Source organism: Promicromonospora thailandica, from assembly GCF_024171955.1.
Lineage (GTDB): Bacteria > Actinomycetota > Actinomycetes > Actinomycetales > Cellulomonadaceae > Promicromonospora > Promicromonospora thailandica.
In genome coordinates this window covers 408849-428481 of record NZ_JAMTCS010000001.1, presented here as the reverse complement: position 1 = coordinate 428481, position 19633 = coordinate 408849, and the positions used below count along the sequence as shown (strand labels likewise).

Below are 19633 nucleotides of genomic sequence, written 5' to 3'. Positions count from 1 at the left end.
CCCCTCACGGCCAGGACGCCTCGCCCGACGCCATGACGAGCATCTCGCGGATCTCGCTCCCGCGCGGCTGGGTGAGCGCCGTGAGCACCGCGCCCGCCGTCGCCGCGGGGTCGTTGAGGTCGGCGTCGGGGCCCGGCCGGTACTGCTCGGTGCGGCCGTCGAAGAACGGGGTCCGCATGCCGCCGGGGATCAGGCACGTCACGCCGACCCGGCCCGCGTACTCGGCGGCCAGCGCCTGGCTGAACCCGCGGATGCCCCACTTGGACGCGCAGTAGGCGGTCGCGTCGGCCGCACCCCGCAGCGCGAGAGTCGAGGCGACCGTGACCACCGTGCCGCGCCGTTCCTCCAGGTGGGGCAGGGCGGCCCGGACCACGGCGACCGTGCCGAACAGGTTGACGCGCACGACCCGCTCCCAGCGCTCCGGGTCGATCTCCAGCAGGGGACCGCACGCGTCGATGCCCGCGGCGGTCACGACGGCGTCGGGCGGCCCCACCTGCTCGACCAGCGCGTCGACGGCGGCCTGCGCGGCGCCGGGGTCGCCCAGGTCGGCGGCCACGAACGGCACGTCGGCGCGCGGCTCCGCGACGTCGAGCACCGCGGGCGTCCCGCCCGCGGCGGACACCGCGTCGACGAGCGCGGCACCGAGCCCGGACGAGCCGCCCGTGACGAGCACGGTGCCGACCGGCCGCGGGGCGGGCGGGACGGCGGGAGCGGTGGTGGCGGATGTGGTGGACGTGGCTGATGTGGTGGGCGGCACGGTCATGACGACCTCCTCGTGGTTGCGGTGGGTGTCGCGGCGCGGACGGGGCCGACCGGCTCCGACTCCCGGACCCGGCTGACGAGCCCGGTGGTCGACCGGCCCCGGAGGCGGGGGACGGTCACGACCCGCCCGCCGTAGGCGTGCACGACCGCCGCCTCGGGCAGGTCGTGCCAGGTGTAGTCGCCGCCCTTGGCCCAGACGTCGGGCCGGAGCGCGGCCACCGCGGCGGACGGCTCGTCGTCGTCCAGCACGACGACGGCGTCGACGCACGCCAGCCCCTCCAGCACCCGGGCCCGGTCCTCCAGGGGCACGACAGGACGCTCCGGCCCCTTGAGCCGGCGCACCGAGCTGTCGGAGTTGAGCAGCACCACGAGGTGGTCGCCGAGCCGCCGGGCAGCCGACAGCAGGCTCACGTGGCCCGCGTGCAGCAGGTCGAAGCAGCCGCTGGTCGCCACCAGCGTGCCGCCGTCCGCCCGCAGCCGGGCGCCGAGCTCCGCGAGCGAGACCTCCGGGGCCGGTGCGGCGGGCGCCGCGCCGGACTCGCGGGCGCGGCGGAAGCCGTCCGCGCCGCCCGACGCGACCCAGGCGCTCGCGGCGGCGACGGCCTCCTGGACGGCGTCCATCACCTCGGCGGCGGTCACGTCGGTGCCGCTCGCGTCGGTGCTCCTCGCGTCGGTGCCCGCGTCGGTGCCCACGTTCGTGCGCTCGGCCAGGCCGACGACGGCGGCCGCGGCGAAGCAGTCGCCCGCGCCGCACGGGTCGGCACCGGGCACGGGCGGGGCGGGCACGTGGCGGACCGGCCCGGGCAGCCCGTCGTCCGGGCCGTCATCGTCCGCGGCGTCGTCCGGGCCGTCGTCGTCCGCGGCGTCGCCCGAGCGGGTCGCGACGAACGCACCCTGCTCGCCCGCGGTCACGCAGACGGCCTCCGCGTCCCACGCCCGGCGGAGGGCGCCGGCCGCGGCCGCGGCGTCGGTGCCGGCCGGTGGTCCGGGGAGGTCCGCGGCGGCCCGCTCCGCCTCGGCCGCGCTCGGCGTGACCAGGGCCGCCCCGGGCACGGGGGCGCCGCCCCGGGGGTGCGGGTCCCAGACGAGGGGCACCCGGCCGGCAGCCTCGGCGAGCAGGTCGCGCAGCGCCGGGTCGCGGCTCACGCCGCCGCCGTAGTCCGCGACCAGCACGGCGTCGCAGCGCGCGAGGACGTCGCGCACGAGGGCGGTGCTCGCGGTGACGTCGGCCGGCGTGCCCGGACCGCCGTCGTCCACCCGGACGAGGTTCTGACCCGCGCTGCGCACGCGCGTCTTGCGGCGGGTCGGACCCTCGTGGCCGAGCCCGACGAGCGCCACGTCGCGGAGCTGGTGGCGCAGCTCGCGCCCGTCCGCGTCGTCGGCGAGCGGGGTCACGAGCACCACGTCGGCACGCCGGGCGCAGAGCAGCGCCGCGAGTCCCGCGCCGCCCGGGCTCTGGCGCACGTGCGTCACGTCGACCACCGGCACAGGCGCGTCGGGGGCGAGCCGGGTGACCGTGCCGTCGACGTCCCGGTCGAGCAGCACGTCACCGACCACGACCACGACCGGGCGCGCCGGCCGACGGCCGGGCACCGTGAAGTCGGGCACCGTGGCGTCGGGCACCGTGGCGTCCGGCACCGAGGCCAGGGTCACGCGTCCGGCGGCCGTCACCTGCGCGCTCCCGCCGCGGGCGAGCCGGCCGCCGGGCCCCGGACCTTGTCACGGATTGGCCCCCGGACCTTCTCCTGTGTGCGCTCCCGGGTCCGTTCCCGCACCCGTGCCCGCTCCCGTTCTTGATCCCGTTCCTGGTCCCGCGCCGCCACCCGGGCGTCGAGCGCCGCGCACAGGGCGTGCACCACCACCAGGTGGACCTCCTGCACGGCGGACCCCGAGGCGGACGGGACGGCGAGCACGTCGTCGCACAGCGCGGCGAGCGGGTTGGGCGCCTGCCCGGTCAGGGCCCACGTGGTGAGCCCCAGCTCGCGGGCCCGCCGCGCCGCCACCAGCACGTTCGCGCTCGACCCGGAGGTCGACAGGCACAGCAGCACGTCACCGGGCCGGCCGTGCGCGGCGACCTGCCGGGCGAACATCTCGTCCTGCCCGTAGTCGTTGACGATGGCGCTGAGGCTGGAGGTCTCGGCGTGCAGGGCGATCGCGGCGAGCGGCACCCGCTCGCCCTCGAACCGCCCGACGAGCTCGGCGGTCAGGTGCTGCGCCTCCGCGGCGCTGCCCCCGTTCCCGGCCACGAGCAGGCGGTGCCCGGACAGCAGCCGGTCGGCGAGGTCGCCGCCCCAGGCCTCGATCCGTTCGTGGGCGGCGGTCACGTAGTCGAGGCCGACGCCGAGGTCGGCGCAGTGCCGGTGCAGCCAGCCGGTCCGGCCGGGCGGCTGCTGGTCGGCCGTGCTGAGGGTGCGGTCGCTCATCGGACTCCTCCGGTGGGGACGGGCGCGGGGCGCGTCGCGGTCCGGTCCGGCCGGCCGCGGGTGGACGGGGCTCCGACGACCTCGGCGTAGGCGTCGGCGGTCTGCCGCGCCACGGCGGCCCAGCCGTAGCTGCGCTCGGCGCGGACCCGGGCAGCCGCGCCCAGGCGGTGCCGGTACCGGTCGTCCGACAACCGTTCGAGCGCGTCGGCGACCGCCTCGGGGTCGCGGGGCGGTACCAGCAGCCCGGTGCGGTCGTGCACCACCGTGTCGAGCATGCCGCCCACCGCCGAGGCGACGACCGGCCGGCCGCAGGCGGCAGCCTCCAGCGGCACGATGCCGAACGGTTCGTACCAGGGCGTGCAGGCCACAGCGTCGACGTCGTGCAGCAGGCCGGGCACCTGGTCGTGGGACAGCGCGCCGACGAACCGCACGCGGTCCGCGACCCCGGCCCGCAGGGCGAGGTCGAGCAGGCGGCGTGCCTCCGGGTCGCGGTGCACCCCGGCGGCCGGCGGGCCGCCGGCGACGACCAGCTCGACGTCGCTCCGGCCGCGCCCGGCCAGCAGCGCGAGCGCCTCGATCACCGTGGCGACGCCCTTGCGCTCCACGAGGCGGCCGAGGGAGAGCACGCGCAGGGTGCCGTCGCCGTCGGGGCGGCGCGACCCGTGCGGGCCGGGGGTGAACACCCCGAGGTCGACCCCGCAGGGCACCACCCGGAGCCGGTCGTCGTCGGCGCCCATGCGGTGCAGCTCGCGCACCTCGTCCTGGCACGTGGCGACCACCAGGTCCACGTCGCGGCACAGCGCCGCCTCGAGGTCGACGCGCGCGGGCGGGCTCGTGTCGGCGTCCCCCTGGTGCCTCCGCTTGACCGTGCCCAGCGCGTGGAAGGTCTGGACCACGGGGATGTCCGGCACGCCCGGGTGGACGGACCACCGGGTCGCGCGCAGCGCGGCGACCCCGGACATCCAGAAGTGCGCGTGCAGCACGTCGGGCCGTACCGCGGGGTCGGTGAAGCGGGCGGCGAGCTCGTCCCCGAACGCGTCCATCCAGGGCAGCAGCTCGTCCTTGGGCAGCGGCCTCGGCGGCCCGGCGTCCACGTGCACCACGTCCACGCCGTCGGTCAGGGGTACGCGGCAGGGCAGCGCGGCGTCGTCGCGCCGCGTGTAGACGTCGACGTGGTGGCCGTCGGCGGCCAGGCGGCGGGCGAGCGCCGCGACGTGGACGTTCTGCCCGCCCGCGTCCGCCTCGCCCAGTACGGCGAGCGGGCTGGCGTGCTCCGAGATCATGCCGATCCTCATGCTCGTGCCCATGCGGAGACCTCCTGGTCGAGCAGCGTGGTCCACCGGTCGAGGAACACGTCGAGCGGGTAGCGGGTGAGCACGTGCTCCCGGGCGGCCTTGCCGTACGCGGCGGCCTCCGCGGGGTCGGCGAGCCAGCGCCGGGCCACGGCCGCGAGCTCGTCGGGGTCGGTGCTGAGCACCCCGGCCGACGGCGGCACGGCGGCGTAGGCCTCGGTGACCGGCAGGGCGAGCACGGGCAGGCCCAGGGCCATGGCCTCCAGCAGCGCGAGGCCGAGGCTGGTCCACCGGTACGGGTGCAGGTACGCGCGGGCGCCGGCGAGGCGGTCGTGCAGCGCGGCCTGAGGCAGGTCGTACAGGCGGCCGGCCGTGGCGGCCGCCGTCGGGCCGCGGGTGCCCAGGTGCTCCGCCAGGTGCTCCGTGCCCATCCCGTACACCTCGGCCGGCACCCGGCTCGCCACGTGCAGCAGCACGTCGGTGCCCGCGGCGCGCCACCGCCGCACGGGTTCGTTGACGACGGCGGCGACGTGCGCGCGCTCGCCCGTCCAGCGGGGGCCGGGATCGGGCACGCCGTGGTCGATGACGACGGTCCGGGCCCGGCCCGTGTCCCACATGAGGGCGTTGAAGCCGGTGACGTGCACGACCGGCACCCGGCCGCCGGCCACGACGTCGGCGTCCGCCATGGGGTGCCGGGTCGCGGCGGCGGGGCCGCCCGGTGCGTCGTGCTCCAGGTAGACGGCCGGGACGTCGTGCCCGGCCCGGCGGCCGGTCCATGCGCGCAGCAGCCGCGCCTCGTGCGGCCGCTGGAGCAGCACGGCGTCCACGCCGCCCTCGTCGAACGCGCGGCGCAGGCCGTCGGGCGTCAGCTCGTGCACGGAGGCGGGCCAGTCCCAGGTGCGGGCGCGTCCGCGCCCGTCCGCCGGGCGGCCGGGCAGCACGGGCACCAGGTACTCGTGCCCGCCCTGGACGAAGGCGGTGGTCCACGACCCGTGCACGTGCCAGAGCAGCACCCTCACGACAGCCACCCCTCGTCGGCCGGGTCCACGCCGTCCGTCGCGGCGGGGACGGGGCGGGCGAGCCGGTCGACGGCGGCGGCCACCTCCTCCGGGCTGACCGACGCGAGGCACGGGTGGCCGGGCACGGGGCACGTCCGGGCGCGGGTGGCGCGGCAGGCCGCTGTCTGGTCGCCGAGCACGAGGCGCGGCACGCCGTAGGGCAGCCACCGCTCGGCCGGGACGACGGGGGCGAACAGGCTGGCCACGGGCGTGCCGACGGCCGCGGCGAGGTGCGCCGGCCCGGTGTTGCCCACCACGACGCAGGCCGCGGACTCCAGCACGGCGGCGAGCTCGGCCAGCGTCGTCCGGCCGCCGAGGTCGGTGGCGTGGTCGCCCGCCACGAAGGCCGTCAGGTCCTGCTCCGCCGCGGAACCGGTGACGACCACGTCCCAGCCGTCGTCCGCGAGGCGCTCGGCGAGCGCCCGGGCGTCCTCGGGCAGCGGTGCGCGGGCCGGCACGGACGCCCCGGGGTGCACGACGACGGTGCGCCGCGGCGGTGTGCCGGCGAGGTCGGGCGGGTCGGCGACGTCCGCGGGTACGGCGGGGAGCGGACGGCGGACCGCCAGCAGGCCGTCGTCGCCGTCCGGCAGCCGGGCGCCGGCCCGGTCCGCGAGCTCGAGCGCCGCCTCGACCTCGTGCAGCCCGGGTCCGCGCCGGTGGCGGACGTCGAGCAGCGAGCCCGGGTAGTCGACGCTCGTGGCGACGACGCGGGGGATGCCGGCGAGGCGGGCGAGCAGGGCCATGGGGAGCGGCGACTGGTGGAACGACGTGAAGATCACGGCCAGCTCGTACCGGCGCGTGGCGAGGTCGGACACGAGGTCGGTGACGGCCTGCGCCGAGACCGGGGGCGGCTCGGTGCCGGACCACGGGGCCTCGAACCGGAGGGTCTCGCTGACGCCGGGCAGCAGCGCGGCGGCCTGGGCGCCGGCCTCGGAGACGAGCAGGTCGACCTGCTCGTACGTCGCGGCCAGCGCGCGGACGGCGGGGCCGGTCAGGAGCACGTCGCCGTCGCTGTCGAGCCGTACCGCCAGGACCCGGCCGGGAAGGGTGTCGGGGGTCGTCACAGGAGCGTCACCACCTCGTCGAGCGTGGCCGCCACCGCGGGGGCCCGGGTCAGCTCCTCGGTCCGGGTCACCTCGGTGGGCACCAGGACGGTGCGCGCGCCGGCCGCGACCGCCGCGCCGACGTCGCTGCCGATGTCGCCGACCACGAGGCACTCCGCCGGGAGCACCCCGAGGTCGTCGGCGGCCCGCAGCACCAGGCCGGGCTCGGGCTTGCGGCACGAGCAGCCCTGCTCGGGGGCGTGCGGGCAGCGCTGCCAGGTGTCGAAGCGGCCGAGCAGCCGGCGGATCCTGCGGTCGACCGCGTCGACCTGGGCGCCGGTCAGCATCCCGCGGCCGATGCCGGACTGGTTCGACACGACGCCGACGAACAGGCCGTCCGCGCGGAACCCGTCGAGCACGCGCCGCGCGCCGGGCAGGGGCTCGACGGCGTCCGGGTCGCCGTTGTAGGGCACGTCGCGGACCAGCGTGCCGTCCCGGTCGAACAGCACGGCCCGCACCGGCAGCGGCCAGGGCGGCACGGTCCGGCCCAGGCCCTGCCGCCAGCGCCAGGCCCCGCGCACGCGGTGCGCGACGGCGGCGACGGGGATGAGCACGCTGGTGACGATCATCCGGCGCACCTCGGCCGCGTGGCCCTCGTCGCCGGGGCGTGGCCCTGGTGCGAGCCGCTCGTGGACGAACCGCGCCGTCAGACCCGCCCACGCGGCGCCCGCGAGGGCGGCCACGACACGGGTCGTGTGCGGGTCCCGGTCGGTCAGGGCGGCCGCCGTCACGCCGGCCCCCAGCGCCGTGAGGCCCGCCGCGACCGTGGCGACGTGCCAGGGCAGGCGCCCGGGCCCCGCCTCGGTGCGGGTGCGCCAGGCGGGGCCGTGGAGCGCGCGCAGCAGGGCGTCGTCGGCGTTGCCGGCCTGGGCGCGCAGGCTCGCGAGACCGCCCGCCGGCCGCACCGGGTGCTCGACGGTGCGCACCCCGCGCTCCAGGTCCCAGCCGGCCGCGCGGACCCGCAGGGCCAGGTCGGCGTCCTCCCGGTAGGCGCGCGGGAAGCGTTCGTCGAAGCCGTGCACCGCCTGGAGGGCGGCCCGCCGGTAGGCCATGTCGGCCGTGGCCCAGCGGGCGCGCTCCAGGCCGGCGGTGTTGCGCTCGAGGTCGGTGGGCGGCCGGTGCCCCGGCAGCGGCACCCGGATCCGGCCCTGCACCCCGCCGACGTCGGGCCCGGCGGCGGCGAGGTCCTGGGCGAGCGCGTCGGCCCAGAGCGGGGGCACGACCACGTCGTCGTCCAGGAACGCGACCCACTCCGTGCGGACGGACCGCCAGCCGGCGTTGCGGGCGGCGGCGGGGCCGCGGCCCGCGCTGCGCAGCACGCGGACGCCGGGCACCGGGTCCGGTCCCAGGTCGAGCGGCGGGTTCGGGCCGCGCCGCGGCACGGGGCGGTCGTCGACGACGACGACCTCTTCCGGTGCGGGCCCGACGGCCGCCGCCTGCCGCACCGACGCGAGCAGCGCGGCCAGCCGGGTGCGCCCGACGGTGGGCACCACCACCGCGTACGACGGCGCGGGCGTCATGCCGCACCCCCGAACGCGTCGGCCCGGCGGACGAGGTGGGGCCCCAGCACCAGCGCGTCGACCGGTGCGGAACCGAAGAGCTCGAGCGCGTCGCGCGGGCTGTCGACCATGGGGCGGCCCGCCGTGTTGAGGCTCGTGTTCACCAGGACCGGCAGGCCCGTGCGGTCCCGGAACGCGCGGAGGGTCGCCTGCAGCCGGGGCTGGGAGCCGTCGACCGTCTGGACGCGGGCCGTGCCGTCCACGTGGACGGTCGCGGGGATGCGGCTCTGCCAGGCCGGGGCGACGTCGTGCACGAACAGCATGTAGGGGCTGGGCAGCGGGCCGCCCGAGAAGATCTCCTCGGCGTGCTCGAGGAGCACCATGGGCGCCACCGGGCGGAACTGCTCGCGGCCCTTGACCAGGTTGAGCCGCTCCGTGTTGGCCCGGTGGCCCGGGTGCGCGAGCAGCGAGCGCTGCCCCAGGGCGCGGGGCCCGAACTCGGAGCGCCCGTCGAACCAGGCGACCATGCCGTCGTCGGCCAGCACGGCGGCCACCTGCTCCGGCAGGTCGTCCGGCGTGCCGAACGGGATCCGGGCCGTGCGCAGCGCCTCGGCGAGCTCGTCGTCCGACCAGGAGGGACCCAGGGCCGCGGAGGTCATGGGCTCGGGCACCACGCCCGCCTCGGCCGTGAGCTGGAGGGCGGCGCCGAGCGCCGTCCCCGCGTCGCCGGCCGCGGGCTGCACCCAGACGTGCTCGAACGGGGTGCCCCGCCACAGCCGCGAGTTCGCCACGCAGTTCAGGGCCGTCCCGCCGGCGAGCGCCAGCGCCTCGTCCCCCGTGCGCGCGTACAGCCACGTGGCCAGCTCGACGAGCAGCTCCTCCAGCCGCGCCTGGAGCGACGCCGCGAGGTCCGCCTGGTCGTCGCCGAGGCCGCCGTCGGTGAGCCCCGGGGAGCCCGGGGCGGCCCACTGCGACCAGTCGGGGGCCTCGGCGACGAAGCCGCCCTCCGGGTCGGTCCGTAGCAGCTCCCGCAGCTCGGGCAGGAACCGCGGCCGGCCGTAGGACGCGAGCGCCATCACCTTGTACTCGTCGCTCGACCGCAGGAACCCGAGGTGCTCGGTCAGGGACTCGTAGACCAGGCCGAGCGAGTGGGGCAGGTCCTGGGTCGCGAGCACCTCCAGCTTGCCGTCCTCGTACCGGCCCGCCAGGAAGGAGGAGCGTTCGCCGCGGCCGTCGAGCGACATCACGCTGCACGCGGGGAAGGGGGCGGCGAGCGCCGCGGACGCGGCGTGCGACACCTCGTGCGGCACGAACCGGACGAGGCCGGGGTCCAGGCCGGGCAGGGCCGTGGCGATGAACTGCGGGGCCCGTTCGGCGTACCGCAGGCGCAGCCAGTCCCACGGGTCGGCGAGGCCCATCGCCTCGGCGGGCTCGGCGAGGGCCGGGTCGAAGGAGTAGGCGACGGCGTCGAGGTCGCCGGGCGTGAGCCCGTTCGCCTCCAGGCACCACCGCATGGCGTGCTCCGGCAGCTCCCAGGCCGCGAACGGCACGGGCCGCTTGCCGTGCTTGCGCCGGGTGAACCGTTCCTCCTCGGCGGCGGCGAGGATCCGGCCGTCCACGACGAGCGCGGCCGAGGGATCGTGGAAGAGAGCGTTCACTCCGAGAACTCGCACAGTGACCTCCACCGAGGATCGTCACCGGGCTTCTTCCGGTTCTCACCACGTTCGAGCGCCCCGCGACCACTCGCATCTCGAACCGCTTCTCCGTGCAGTCTTCCGGGCGGCGAGGCGCTCCCGGGGTGTGATCACGTGCGGGTGACCGCGTCCCGGGTGAGGCTGGCCGGAGACCGTGCACCCCGAGCAGATCGGACGGCGACCATGAGAGCACTCACGTGGCAGGGCAAGGAGCAGGTCCGGGTCGAGGACGTGCCGGACCCGAGGATCGAGGAGCCGACCGACGCCGTCGTGCGGGTCACGTCCACGGCCGTCTGCGGTTCCGACCTGCACCTGTACGGCGTGCTGGGCCCCTTCCTCGACGCCGGCGACGTGCTGGGGCACGAGGCCATGGGTGTCGTGGAGGAGGTCGGGCCGGAGGCCGGCGACCTGCGCGTGGGGGACCGGGTGGTGGTTCCGTTCGGGATCGCCTGCGGCCGGTGCTGGATGTGCCGGCGCGGGCTCCAGTCGCAGTGCGAGACCACCCAGGTGACCGACCAGGGCAGCGGTGCGGCGCTGTTCGGGTACACGAAGCTGTACGGCCAGGTGCCGGGCGGCCAGGCGCAGTACCTGCGCGTGCCGCAGGCGCACTACGGGCCGGTGGTGGTGCCGGACGACGGCGAGCCGGACGAGCGCTACCTCTACCTGTCGGACGTGCTGCCCACGGCGTGGCAGGCGGTCGAGTACGCCGACGTGCCCGAGGGCGGGTCGGTCGTGGTGCTCGGCCTGGGCCCGATCGGCCAGATGGCGGCCCGGGTCGCCGCCCATCGTGGCGCGGGCCTCGTGATCGGCGTGGACCTGGTCCCCGAGCGGCTGGCCATGGCCGCGCGGCACGGTGCCACCGTGATCGACCAGAGCCGCACCGACGTGCTCGGCGCCGTGCGCGACCTGACCGAGGGGCGTGGCCCGGACGCCGTCATCGACGCGGTCGGCATGGAGGCCCACGGGTCGCCGGTCGCCGAGGCGATGCAGAAGGCGTCGGGCCTGCTGCCGGACGTGCTCGGCCGGCCGGTCGTGGAGCACGCGGGCGTCGACCGGCTCGCCGCGCTGCTCCTGGGCATCGACCTGGTGCGCCGGGGCGGGGTGCTGTCCCTGTCCGGTGTCTACGGCGGCGCGAAGGACCCGCTGCCCATGCTGCGGCTGTTCGACAAGCAGGTCACGATCCGCCAGGGGCAGGCCAACGTGCGGCGCTGGACGGACGACCTGCTGCCGCTCGTCCAGGACCCCGCCGACCCGCTGGGCGTGCTCGACCTGCGGACCCACCGCTGGCCGCTCGAGCGCGCCGCCGAGGCGTACGCGATGTTCCAGGCCAAGGACGACGGGTGCGTCAAGGTGGTGCTCGACCCGACCGTGCCGGCCGACCGGACCGCCGAGCAGCCGGGCCGGCCGTGACGGACACGCCCGTCGACCTGGGCCCGGCCGCGACGGTCCGCGTGGCCACCTCCGTGCTCGCGCCGCTGGTGGCCCAGGGGGCGATCGTCCGCCGGCCGCGGGCCACCGCCTGGGCCGAGCGCCACCAGACGGACCGCACGGCCCGCGCGGTCCTGGCCGGGCTGCGCGCGCGGCACGACGGCGCCCCGCTCGCGCTGCGCCTCGGGCCGCGCCGCATGGTCGTGGTCACGCAGCCCGACCACGTGCGCCGGCTGCTGGAGGGATCGCCCGAACCCTTCACGCCCGCCACGACGGAGAAGGTCGGCGCGCTGCGGCACTTCCAGCCCGACGGCGTGCTCATCTCCCCGACGCCCGACCGCGCGGTCCGGCGGCCGTTCAACGAGGCGGCGCTGCGCACCGAGCTGCCCGTGCACGACGACGGGGCCGCCTTCACGGACGCCGTCCGGCACGGCGCCGGCGTCCTGGTCCGCGAGCTGCACGGGTCGGGCGGGTTCGACGCGCAGACCTTCGCCCGGGTCTGGTGGGAGGTCGTGCTCGAGATCGTGTTCGGCGCCCCGGCCCGCGGCGACCACGAGCTCGTCGACCTGCTGAACACGCTGCGCGGGCACGCCAACTGGTCGGTCTTCCACCCGCGCGACGACGACCTCCGGCAGGAGCTCGCCCGCCGCCTGGAGTACCGCACCGGGGCCGCCGAGCCAGGGACGCTGGCCGCCGCCGCCCGGGCCGCGGGAGCCGCCACCGCGCCGGGCCAGGTACCGCACTGGCTGTTCGCGTTCGACGCCGCGGGGGCCGCGACGCTGCGGGCGCTCGCCGTGGTCGCCGCCCGGCCCGAGGTCCGCGCGCGGCTGCTCGCCGAGTCGGCGGACCCGGGGCCCGGCACGGCGCTGCTGCCGTACGCCCGCGCCTGCGTGCTGGAGTCGCTGCGCCTGTGGCCGACCACGCTCGTGGTGCTGCGGGACTCGACGGAGCCCACGGTCTGGGGGGAGCGCACCCTGCCCGCCGGCACGGGGTTCGCGGTCGTGAGCGCGTTCTTCCACCGCGACCCGGAGCGGCTCGACCACGCCGACGCGTTCGTGCCGGAGGCCTGGCTGGACGGCCGCAACAACGCCGACTGGGGCCTGGTGCCCTTCAGCGGCGGCCCGGTGTCGTGCCCGGGCCGCAACCTCGTGCTGCTGGTCACGTCCCACCTGCTCGTGCACCTCGCCGCGCACGACCTGCGCGTGGAACGGGGCCGCTACCTGGCGGGCGACCCCCTCCCGGCCACGATGGACCACCTGGGGCTGCGGTTCAGCCGGGCGTGACCGGGCTGCTCCGGGTTCCCCGCCCCAGGTTCCGCTACAGGTTCCGCAGGCGTTCGAGCAGCGGGCCGGCGGCCTCGGCGAGGAACCGGTCCTGCTGGTGCTCGCCGATCTGCACGATGGCCAGGTCGGTGAACCCCGCCTCGAGGAACGGCCGCGCGCTGTCGGCCAGCCGGTCCAGGTCGGGACCGCAGGCGATCGACGACGCGACGTCCTCCGGGCGCACGAACTGCGAGGCCGCGGCGAAACCGGCCGGCGTGGGCAGGTCGGCGTTCACCGCCCACCCGCCGCCGAACCAGCGGAACTCGGCGTGCGCGCGCTCGACCGCCGCCTGCTCGTCCGGGTCCCAGCACACCGGTAGCTGGCCGTACACCCGCGAGGTGCCCGGGTGCGTGCTGCTCCACTGCCGCACCACGTCGCCGTCGGGCATCGCCTGCACCAGGTGGTCCGCCAGGGGCGCGAACCGCTCCACGCTCTTCTCCCCGGAGACGGCGACGCCGATCTCCACGCCCGCGTCCGGCGTGTCCCACAGGCGCGCCGAGTCCACGCGGAAGTGGACGCCCTCCCACGTCACGAGCTCACCGGTGAGCAGCTCGCGGATCACGTGAACCGCCTCCTCGAGCATGTCGTGCCGTACGTCGATGCTCGGCCAGCCCTCGCCCACCACGTGCTCGTTCAGGTTCTCGCCCGCGCCGAGCCCGAGCGTGAAGCGCCCGTCCGCCAGGAGCTGGAGCGTCGCCGCCTGCTGCGCCACCACGGCGGGGTGGTAACGCATGGTCGGGCAGGTCACGAAGGTCATCAGCCCCACCCGGCTCGTGGCCTGCGCGACCGCGCCGAGCAGCACCCAGGCGTTGGGCGCGTGCCCCTGCTCGGTGAGCCACGGGGAGTAGTGGTCGCTCGACACCTCGAAGTCGAAGCCGACCTCCTCGGCCGCCGTCGCGTGCCGCACCAGCTCGCGCGGTCCGCTCTGCTCGGTCATGAGGGTGTAGCCGATGCGCATGGGATGCTCCTTCGCCGTCCGGTTCCCTCCGACACTAGGGACGCCCCGGTCCGCTCGCCTTCGGACGGCGCGCGGCGGCACGGCGAGTCGCGTCGAGTCACGGCACGACGATCAGGGCGCACGCGGCGAGGGCGAGGACCAGGCCGGCCGCCTGCGTGCGCCCGGGGCGTTCCCGCAGGAACGTCAGGCCCACCAGCACCGGCACCACCGGGTACAGGCACGAGAGGGCGCTCGCGACGGCCACCAGCGCCGTGCGGGTGGCCAGGAGATAGCAGAAGAGGGCGGCAGCGGCGAGGACGCCGGTCAGGCCCGCGAGCGCGGTGACCCGTAGGGGCAGGGGCTGCGCCGGCGCGGGCCGGGGGGCGGCGCGGTGCACGGGCAGCAGGGCGGGCAGCAGCGCCATGGCCGCCACCACCAGCACGGCGGTGACGCGCCCGGACGTCACGGGCCAGAGGCCGGCACCCGGGCTCGCCTGCGCCAGGGCGAGGTACTGCAGCGCGATGCCGACGCTCGCCACCAGCCCGTCGCGGACGCCGGCGGCAGTGTCCGCCGTCGTCGTCCGGGTCCGGGAGACCAGCCAGAGGGCCGGCAGCGCGAGCGTGATGCCGGCCCACGCCCAGGCCGACGGGCGCTCACCGAGCAGCACGGTGGTGACCAGGACGGGGAGGGCGAGACCGCCCACGGCGCTGACCGGGATGACCACGGACATGGCGCCCCGGCTCATGCCGCGGAACAGGAAGACCATCGCGACGCCGGTTCCGGCGCCGGAGAGCGCGCCCCAGGCCAGGTCGGCCGACGTGGGCGCGGTGCCGCCCGCGAGGGGCGCCGCCGCCGCGGTGACGACGAGCCCGCCGACCTGTCCGGCCAGCGCGACGCGCACGGGGGGCCAGCTGCGGGAGAGGACACCGCCCAGGGCGTCGGCGACGCCGTAGAGGGCGGCCGAGAGGAGGCCGAGCAGGGCACCTATCGCCTCAGTCCACCATCGACCCGGCCCACCGACGACTCAGCGCCGACGACTCAGCGCCGACGACTCAGCGCCGACGACTCAGCCCGGGCCGACGCCGAAGCGCGACCCGGGCGTGAGACGACCGGAGCCGGCCGGTGGGGGCACCGGCCGGCTCCGGTTGCGGAGGTGTCACGTCACGTCCGGGTACGGCGGGCGAGCCCGAGCACCAGGCTGACCACCAGGACGGCCACTCCGATCCAGATCAGGAACTGGCCGATCTCGGTGGCGACTCCCAGGATCACGAGCACGACACCGATGATGATGAGGATGAGCCAGGACGGCATCTCTAACCTCCTTGGTCATGGCGACGCAGTGCGCGTCGCCGTTATTCCGAGGTTCGTCCCGTTTGCGGTTACTCGCATCCCGAACCCGATCCGCGCGCTCGAGGCACTGGGGGATATTTGCCCGTTTGCGAGGTCTTGCTCTAGTCTTGTGGGTCCCGGGGTCATGAAGCGGCTCCAGATCTCAGCAACTCATCGGATCTGGAGGTTCGTATGTCGCCGTCACTCACCGCCCAGCCGTCCGCTCAGGTCCAGCCCGCCCCGTACCAGTCGGAGTACGAGTCGGAGCCGTCGCACCACCCGGACGGGGCCCCCGCCCTCGTCGTCAGCGAGGTCTCCGTCGAGCGGGCCAAGAGCCTCGTCGCCGTCCTGCGCAGGGTCGACGACCTGACCGCCGAGCAGATGCTCCTCGACGTGGCCGACCAGGCCGGCGTGCCGCTGTGGGCGGCGTCCGACCAGGTGCTCGCCGCGGTCCACGCCCAGGTCGCCGAGCACGGCCTGACCCCGCAGGCCCTGGACGCGGCGCTCGCCTCGGTCGCTTCCGTCCACGCGCTGGCGCTCCCGGCCCGTTCCGCGCCCCGCCCGGCCGCCTGACCCGGAGGCCGGCCGAGCAGCGCCGTGTCCGTCGGCCGCGTTTGCGCTGGAGCGCACTCCAGCTCGTAGCGTCGCCGGTATGCGCGAGACCACCGGCTACGCGGCCTTCGGACCCGGACACGACCTGCGGCCCTACACCTTCGAGCGGCGTGACCTGCACCCCGACGACGTCGCGGTGCGGGTCACGTACGCGGGGGTGTGTCACAGCGACCTCCACGCCGTCGAGGCCCTGGCCCCGGGCGCGGAGCCGCTGGTGCCGGGCCACGAGTTCGTGGGCGAGGTCGCAGCCGTCGGGGCCGACGTGACCCGGTTCCGGGTGGGGGACCCGGTGGCCGTGGGCAACGTCGTCGACTCCTGCGGCGTGTGCGCGGCCTGCCTCGATCACCGCGAGACGTACTGCGAGGAGCTCCCGACCACGACCTACGGCGGGGTCGACCGGCACGACGGCAGCACGACCCGCGGCGCCTACTCGACCGAGTACGTGGTGCGGGAGGCGTTCGTGTACCACCTGCCGGCGGGGCCTGGACCCCGCCGGCGCGGCACCCCTCATGTGCGCGGGCGTCACGACGTTCGACCCGCTGCGGCGGGCGGGCGTCGGCGCGGGGGACCGGGTCGGCGTCGTCGGGCTCGGTGGGCTCGGCCACCTGGCGGTGCGGTTCGCGGCGGCGCTGGGGGCCCACGTCACGGTCTTCACCACATCGGCGGACAAGGTCCGGGCCGCACGCGACCTGGGCGCCGACGCGGTGGTCGTATCCACGGACGAGGCCGCGATGCGGGCCGCCGGCCCGCTCGACCTCGTGGTCGACACCGCGTCGGCGCAGCACGACCGGTCGCCGTACCTGCGCACGCTCCGGCTCGGCGGCGAGTTGGTCGTGCTCAGCACGGCCGGCCGCTACGACCTGGAGCCCATGGCGCTGCTCGGCCGCACGATGACCCTGTCCGCGGGCGCCGGCACGGTGCGGACGCAGGAGATGCTGGACTTCTGCGCCGCGCACGGCATCGTGGCGGACGTCGAGGTGCTCCCGCTCGCCGAGGTCGGCACGGCGTTCGCACGCCTGGCGAAGAACGACGTGCGGTACCGGTTCGTGCTCGACGTGGCCGGCCGGGCCGCGGCGTGGCGGAGCTAGTGTGGCTCGGGTGAGCGGCACCTCGACGCCCCCGGACGGGATCGGCATCCGCGCGGTCTCGGAGCTGACGGGCCTGAGCCTCGACACGCTGCGCTGGTACGAGCGCACGGGCCTGCTGCCCGACGTCGGCCGGGGCCCGGACGGCCGGCGCCGGTACTCGCCGCTGGCCGTGGGCTTCGTCCGGCTCGTCCAGGTGCTGCGGCGCACGGGGATGCCCGTGGCGGAGGTGCGCGAGTTCGTGCGGCTGGCTCCGGCCGGGCTCGAGAGCCACCGCACACGGATCGCGCTGCTCGAGCGCCACGCCGCCGCCGTCGAGGAGCAGATCACCCGGCTGCGGGCGGACCAGGCCGCCGTCCGGACCGAGGCCGCGCGCTATCGCGCCGCGCTCGCCCGCGGCCACGACTGCCAGGCCGAGATGGACGAGCAGGGCCTCGCGCCCTGAGCCTCCGAGCCGCCGAGCCGCCTGAGCCTTCGAGGTCCCGGGGCCCGGGAAGGTCAGCGCACCAGGCTGTTGTCGTGCACCGCGGCCAGGCGCGACCGCACGCTGAGCAGCGTCTCGATGATCAGGTCCTCACGCCCGTTGCCGAGCCGGCTGATCGGCACGGCGACGCTCATCGCGTCCGCCGAGCTGTTGGTGAAGGGCAGCGCGACGCCGAAGCAGCGCACACCCAGGCACGACTCCTCGCTCTCCGTGGCGTAGCCCTGGTAGGCCGCCTGGTCGATGATCTCGAGCACGGCGTCCTTGTCGGTGGTCGTGCGCGGCGTGATCGCGGCGATCGACTCCGGCACCAGGGCGCTGCGGGACTCGGGCGGCAGCTCGGCGAGCAGCGCACGTCCCAGCGACGTGGCGTACGCGGGCAGCCGTCGGCCGACGGCGGAGTGCATGCGCAGCGGGTGCACCGACTCGCGCTTCGCGGTGTAGATGACGTCGGCCCCGTCGAGCCGGCCGAGGTGCACGGTCTCCTCGGTGGCGGCGGCCACCTCGTCGAGCACGGCCGTGGCGCGGGCGAGCACGGGGTCGCCGTCGAGGTACGCCGAGCTCACGACCAGGGAGTGGATCCCGAGCTGGTAGACGCTGCCGGTGGGGTCGGTCTGCAGCCAGCCGCGGTCCGTCATGGTGCGCAGCAGCGCGTGCAGGCTGCTCTTGGGGATGTTGAGGCGCGTCGAGAGCTGGAGCTGGGTGCCGGGGCCGTGGGCCGCGATGTCGTCCAGCAGGTCGAGGGCGCGGGCCGCTGACTTGACCGGCCCCGCTTCGGTGACCGTCTCCCTCTGAAGCTCCGTCTGACGCTGCATGAACTCTCCTCTGGTGCCGCGGGGGTACCCAGGTCCGGGCCCCGGGGTGATTCTGACACTACCGCGAGTTCGCATACATGGACAGGTTTCCGCCCCTTGACCCGTGACCGGGGTCACGTCTATGGTCGGCGTAGTTCACATAGACGAACGCAGTTCACAAACCGAGGGGCGACTTCGTGATCCAGGTTCGATACTCGACATCTCCGTCCGGCGCGGAGACGGCCACCACCGCGGACCTCCGGGAGAGCTTCCTCGTTCCCGACCTCTTCGCGGCCGGCGAGGTGCGGGGAACGTACACCCACGACGACCGGCTGGTCGTGGGCGGGGCGGTCCCCGGCACCGACGAGGTGGAGCTGCCCGCCTGGACCGAGGTGCTGGGGACGGCGTCCCACCTCGAGGGGCGCGAGCTGGGGGTCATCAACGTCGGAGGTGCGGGCCACGTCGTCGTCGACGACGAGAAGTACGAGCTCGACCACCTCGACGGCCTCTTCGTGGGCCGGGGGAGCCAGGTCACCTTCGGCGGCGCCGACGCCGCCTTCTACTTCGTGTCGGCCCCGGCGCACGCGACCTACCCGACCACGGCGCTGCGCCACACCGAGGTGGAGCCGGTCGCGCTGGGCTCGGCCGAGGCGGCCAACGAGCGCAACCTCTTCCGCTACGCGTGGGGCCAGGAGCTGCAGACCTCCGTGCTCCAGTTCGGCGTGACGGTCATCGCCAGCGGCTCCGTCTGGAACACCTTCCCGCCGCACCTGCACGACCGGCGCACCGAGATCTACTGCTACGTGGACCTCGAGGAGACCGACCGCGTCTTCCACTTCCTCGGGCAGCCCGGCGCCACGCGCCACCTCGTGATGCGCAACCGCGAGGCCGTGATCTCCCCGCCGTGGTCCATCCACGCGGGGGCCGGCACCGGGTCGTACGCCTTCATCTGGGCCATGGCCGGGGAGAACAACGTCTACACCGACCTCAGCCCCGTGGCGCTGGAGGACCTGTGACCGCGACCGGCGCCACCTCGCCCTTCGACCTGCACGGCCGGTGCGCCGTGGTGACGGGCGCGGGCCGGGGCCTCGGACAGGCCGTCGCCGTCGGCCTCGCGCGCGCGGGCGCCGACGTCGTGCTCCTCGGGCGCCCCGGCCACCAGGACGCCACGCGCGACCTGGTCACCGAGGCGGGCGGGAAGGCCGACGTCGTCGACCTGGACGTGAGCGACCTGGACGCGGTCGAGCGGGTCGGCGCCGACCTGAACGCGTCGCGGCAGGTCGACGTCCTGGTCAACAACGCCGGGATCATCGACCGCGCCGACTCCGTCGACGTCGGCCGGGACTCCTGGCAGCGCGTGCTCGACGTCAACCTCAACGGCCTCTTCTTCCTCACCCAGCAGCTCGGCCGGCCCATGGTCGCGCGCGGCCACGGCAAGGTCGTCAGCATCGCCAGCCTGCTGTCCTTCCAGGGCGGCCTCCGGGTGGTCTCGTACGCCGCCTCCAAGCACGGCGTCGCGGGCATCACCAAGGCGCTGGCGAACGAGTGGGGGCCGCACGGCGTCCAGGTCAACGCCATCGCGCCCGGCTACATGGTCACCGACAACACCACGGCGCTCCGCGAGGACGCGGACCGCTCACGCTCGATCCTCGAACGGATCCCGGCCGGCCGCTGGGGTACCGCCGAGGACGTCGCCGGAGCTGCCGTCTTCCTCAGCTCCCCGGCCGCCGACTACGTCAACGGCCACGTGCTGGCCGTCGACGGAGGCTGGATGGCCCGCTGACCCTCCGTCCCTACGACACCCCCCGCCGGTC

The 19633-nt window shown here is 76.1% G+C and carries 19 protein-coding genes and 1 pseudogene; 8 read left to right on the top strand and 12 right to left on the bottom strand.

What is annotated here, in order from left to right:
• Nucleotides 1–4: 4 nt before the first annotated feature.
• The 8 genes from APR03_RS02010 to APR03_RS25135 are packed head-to-tail and all read right to left on the bottom strand — an operon-like array spanning nucleotide 5 to nucleotide 9810.
• Nucleotides 5–763 carry an SDR family oxidoreductase gene (locus APR03_RS02010; RefSeq protein ID WP_253832212.1) on the bottom strand — a complete coding sequence of 253 codons (759 nt, stop codon included), beginning with the start codon at nucleotides 761–763 and terminating at the stop codon, nucleotides 5–7.
• On the bottom strand, nucleotides 760–2433 hold the full coding sequence (locus APR03_RS02005; protein ID WP_253832210.1) for a PfkB family carbohydrate kinase: 1674 nt from the start codon (nucleotides 2431–2433) through the stop codon (nucleotides 760–762). The genes APR03_RS02010 and APR03_RS02005 overlap by 4 nt, the downstream gene beginning before the upstream one ends.
• Nucleotides 2430–3185 (bottom strand): D-sedoheptulose-7-phosphate isomerase, encoded by a 756-nt coding sequence (locus APR03_RS02000; RefSeq protein WP_253832208.1) that lies wholly within the window; start codon nucleotides 3183–3185, stop codon nucleotides 2430–2432. Before APR03_RS02000 ends, APR03_RS02005 begins: the two co-directional genes overlap by 4 nt.
• Nucleotides 3182–4480 carry a glycosyltransferase gene (locus APR03_RS01995; RefSeq protein ID WP_417715076.1) on the bottom strand — a complete coding sequence of 433 codons (1299 nt, stop codon included), beginning with the start codon at nucleotides 4478–4480 and terminating at the stop codon, nucleotides 3182–3184. Before APR03_RS01995 ends, APR03_RS02000 begins: the two co-directional genes overlap by 4 nt.
• Nucleotides 4477–5505, bottom strand: a complete 1029-nt coding sequence (locus tag APR03_RS01990; protein ID WP_253832203.1) for a glycosyltransferase — start codon at nucleotides 5503–5505, stop codon at nucleotides 4477–4479. Before APR03_RS01990 ends, APR03_RS01995 begins: the two co-directional genes overlap by 4 nt.
• Nucleotides 5493–6599: a glycosyltransferase family 9 protein gene (locus tag APR03_RS01985; RefSeq protein ID WP_253832201.1), complete on the bottom strand. Its 1107-nt coding sequence runs from the start codon at nucleotides 6597–6599 to the stop codon at nucleotides 5493–5495. The genes APR03_RS01990 and APR03_RS01985 overlap by 13 nt, the downstream gene beginning before the upstream one ends.
• Complete coding sequence (locus APR03_RS25140; protein ID WP_308216420.1) at nucleotides 6596–8158, bottom strand: HAD-IIIA family hydrolase; 1563 nt, start codon at nucleotides 8156–8158, stop codon at nucleotides 6596–6598. The genes APR03_RS01985 and APR03_RS25140 overlap by 4 nt, the downstream gene beginning before the upstream one ends.
• Complete coding sequence (locus APR03_RS25135; protein WP_253832199.1) at nucleotides 8155–9810, bottom strand: carbamoyltransferase family protein; 1656 nt, start codon at nucleotides 9808–9810, stop codon at nucleotides 8155–8157. Before APR03_RS25135 ends, APR03_RS25140 begins: the two co-directional genes overlap by 4 nt.
• 204 nt (nucleotides 9811–10014) lie before the next feature.
• Here APR03_RS25135 and APR03_RS01965 point away from each other — a divergent pair, with 204 nt between their 5' ends.
• Both APR03_RS01965 and APR03_RS01960 read left to right on the top strand, forming a co-directional pair.
• On the top strand, nucleotides 10015–11241 hold the full coding sequence (locus APR03_RS01965) for a zinc-dependent alcohol dehydrogenase (protein ID WP_253832197.1): 1227 nt from the start codon (nucleotides 10015–10017) through the stop codon (nucleotides 11239–11241).
• Nucleotides 11238–12542: a cytochrome P450 gene (locus tag APR03_RS01960; RefSeq protein ID WP_253832195.1), complete on the top strand. Its 1305-nt coding sequence runs from the start codon at nucleotides 11238–11240 to the stop codon at nucleotides 12540–12542. The genes APR03_RS01965 and APR03_RS01960 overlap by 4 nt, the downstream gene beginning before the upstream one ends.
• 34 nt (nucleotides 12543–12576) lie before the next feature.
• On the opposite strand, the gene APR03_RS01955 is transcribed toward APR03_RS01960, so the two are convergent.
• From APR03_RS01955 to APR03_RS01945, 3 genes are all read right to left on the bottom strand, one after another.
• The gene (locus tag APR03_RS01955) at nucleotides 12577–13539 is read right to left on the bottom strand and encodes an LLM class F420-dependent oxidoreductase (RefSeq protein ID WP_253832193.1); all 963 of its coding nucleotides are present in this window, start codon (nucleotides 13537–13539) and stop codon (nucleotides 12577–12579) included.
• 97 nt (nucleotides 13540–13636) lie between these two features.
• On the bottom strand, nucleotides 13637–14497 hold the full coding sequence (locus tag APR03_RS01950) for an EamA family transporter (protein ID WP_275977036.1): 861 nt from the start codon (nucleotides 14495–14497) through the stop codon (nucleotides 13637–13639).
• A 182-nt stretch (nucleotides 14498–14679) separates the two neighbouring features.
• Complete coding sequence (locus APR03_RS01945) at nucleotides 14680–14829, bottom strand: hypothetical protein (protein WP_253832192.1); 150 nt, start codon at nucleotides 14827–14829, stop codon at nucleotides 14680–14682.
• A gap of 210 nt (nucleotides 14830–15039) precedes the next feature.
• Here APR03_RS01945 and APR03_RS01940 point away from each other — a divergent pair, with 210 nt between their 5' ends.
• From APR03_RS01940 to APR03_RS01925, 4 genes and pseudogenes are all read left to right on the top strand, one after another.
• Nucleotides 15040–15420: a hypothetical protein gene (locus APR03_RS01940; RefSeq protein WP_253832190.1), complete on the top strand. Its 381-nt coding sequence runs from the start codon at nucleotides 15040–15042 to the stop codon at nucleotides 15418–15420.
• A 79-nt stretch (nucleotides 15421–15499) separates the two neighbouring features.
• Nucleotides 15500–15874: pseudogene (locus APR03_RS01935) on the top strand (alcohol dehydrogenase catalytic domain-containing protein); the annotation flags it as partial.
• 94 nt (nucleotides 15875–15968) lie between these two features.
• Nucleotides 15969–16547, top strand: coding sequence for a zinc-binding dehydrogenase (locus APR03_RS01930; protein ID WP_253832188.1), 579 nt, complete (start codon nucleotides 15969–15971; stop codon nucleotides 16545–16547).
• 10 nt (nucleotides 16548–16557) lie between these two features.
• Entirely contained in the window at nucleotides 16558–16989 is a 432-nt protein-coding gene (locus APR03_RS01925) for a MerR family transcriptional regulator (RefSeq protein WP_253832186.1), read from the top strand.
• 53 nt (nucleotides 16990–17042) lie between these two features.
• Here APR03_RS01925 and APR03_RS01920 read toward each other — a convergent pair whose 3' ends face one another.
• Nucleotides 17043–17840: an IclR family transcriptional regulator gene (locus APR03_RS01920; RefSeq protein WP_253832184.1), complete on the bottom strand. Its 798-nt coding sequence runs from the start codon at nucleotides 17838–17840 to the stop codon at nucleotides 17043–17045.
• 176 nt (nucleotides 17841–18016) lie between these two features.
• On the opposite strand from APR03_RS01920, the gene kduI reads away from it, so the two are divergent.
• Both kduI and kduD read left to right on the top strand, forming a co-directional pair.
• On the top strand, nucleotides 18017–18835 hold the full coding sequence (gene kduI, locus APR03_RS01915) for a 5-dehydro-4-deoxy-D-glucuronate isomerase (RefSeq protein WP_253832182.1): 819 nt from the start codon (nucleotides 18017–18019) through the stop codon (nucleotides 18833–18835).
• Nucleotides 18832–19602, top strand: coding sequence for a 2-dehydro-3-deoxy-D-gluconate 5-dehydrogenase KduD (kduD, locus tag APR03_RS01910; RefSeq protein WP_253832180.1), 771 nt, complete (start codon nucleotides 18832–18834; stop codon nucleotides 19600–19602). The genes kduI and kduD overlap by 4 nt, the downstream gene beginning before the upstream one ends.
• Nucleotides 19603–19633 lie beyond the last annotated feature (31 nt).

Coding starts and splice junctions, on each gene's coding strand:
- APR03_RS01965 (WP_253832197.1), top strand. CDS start 10,015: ATGAGAGCACTCACGTGGCAGGGCAAGGAGCAGGTCCGGGTCGAGGAC.
- APR03_RS01955 (WP_253832193.1), bottom strand. CDS start 13,539: ATGCGCATCGGCTACACCCTCATGACCGAGCAGAGCGGACCGCGCGAG.
- APR03_RS01920 (WP_253832184.1), bottom strand. CDS start 17,840: ATGCAGCGTCAGACGGAGCTTCAGAGGGAGACGGTCACCGAAGCGGGG.
- APR03_RS01945 (WP_253832192.1), bottom strand. CDS start 14,829: ATGCCGTCCTGGCTCATCCTCATCATCATCGGTGTCGTGCTCGTGATC.
- APR03_RS01995 (WP_417715076.1), bottom strand. CDS start 4,480: ATGAGGATCGGCATGATCTCGGAGCACGCCAGCCCGCTCGCCGTACTG.
- APR03_RS02010 (WP_253832212.1), bottom strand. CDS start 763: ATGACCGTGCCGCCCACCACATCAGCCACGTCCACCACATCCGCCACC.
- APR03_RS01940 (WP_253832190.1), top strand. CDS start 15,040: ATGTCGCCGTCACTCACCGCCCAGCCGTCCGCTCAGGTCCAGCCCGCC.
- APR03_RS02000 (WP_253832208.1), bottom strand. CDS start 3,185: ATGAGCGACCGCACCCTCAGCACGGCCGACCAGCAGCCGCCCGGCCGG.
- APR03_RS25140 (WP_308216420.1), bottom strand. CDS start 8,158: ATGACGCCCGCGCCGTCGTACGCGGTGGTGGTGCCCACCGTCGGGCGC.
- APR03_RS01930 (WP_253832188.1), top strand. CDS start 15,969: ATGTGCGCGGGCGTCACGACGTTCGACCCGCTGCGGCGGGCGGGCGTC.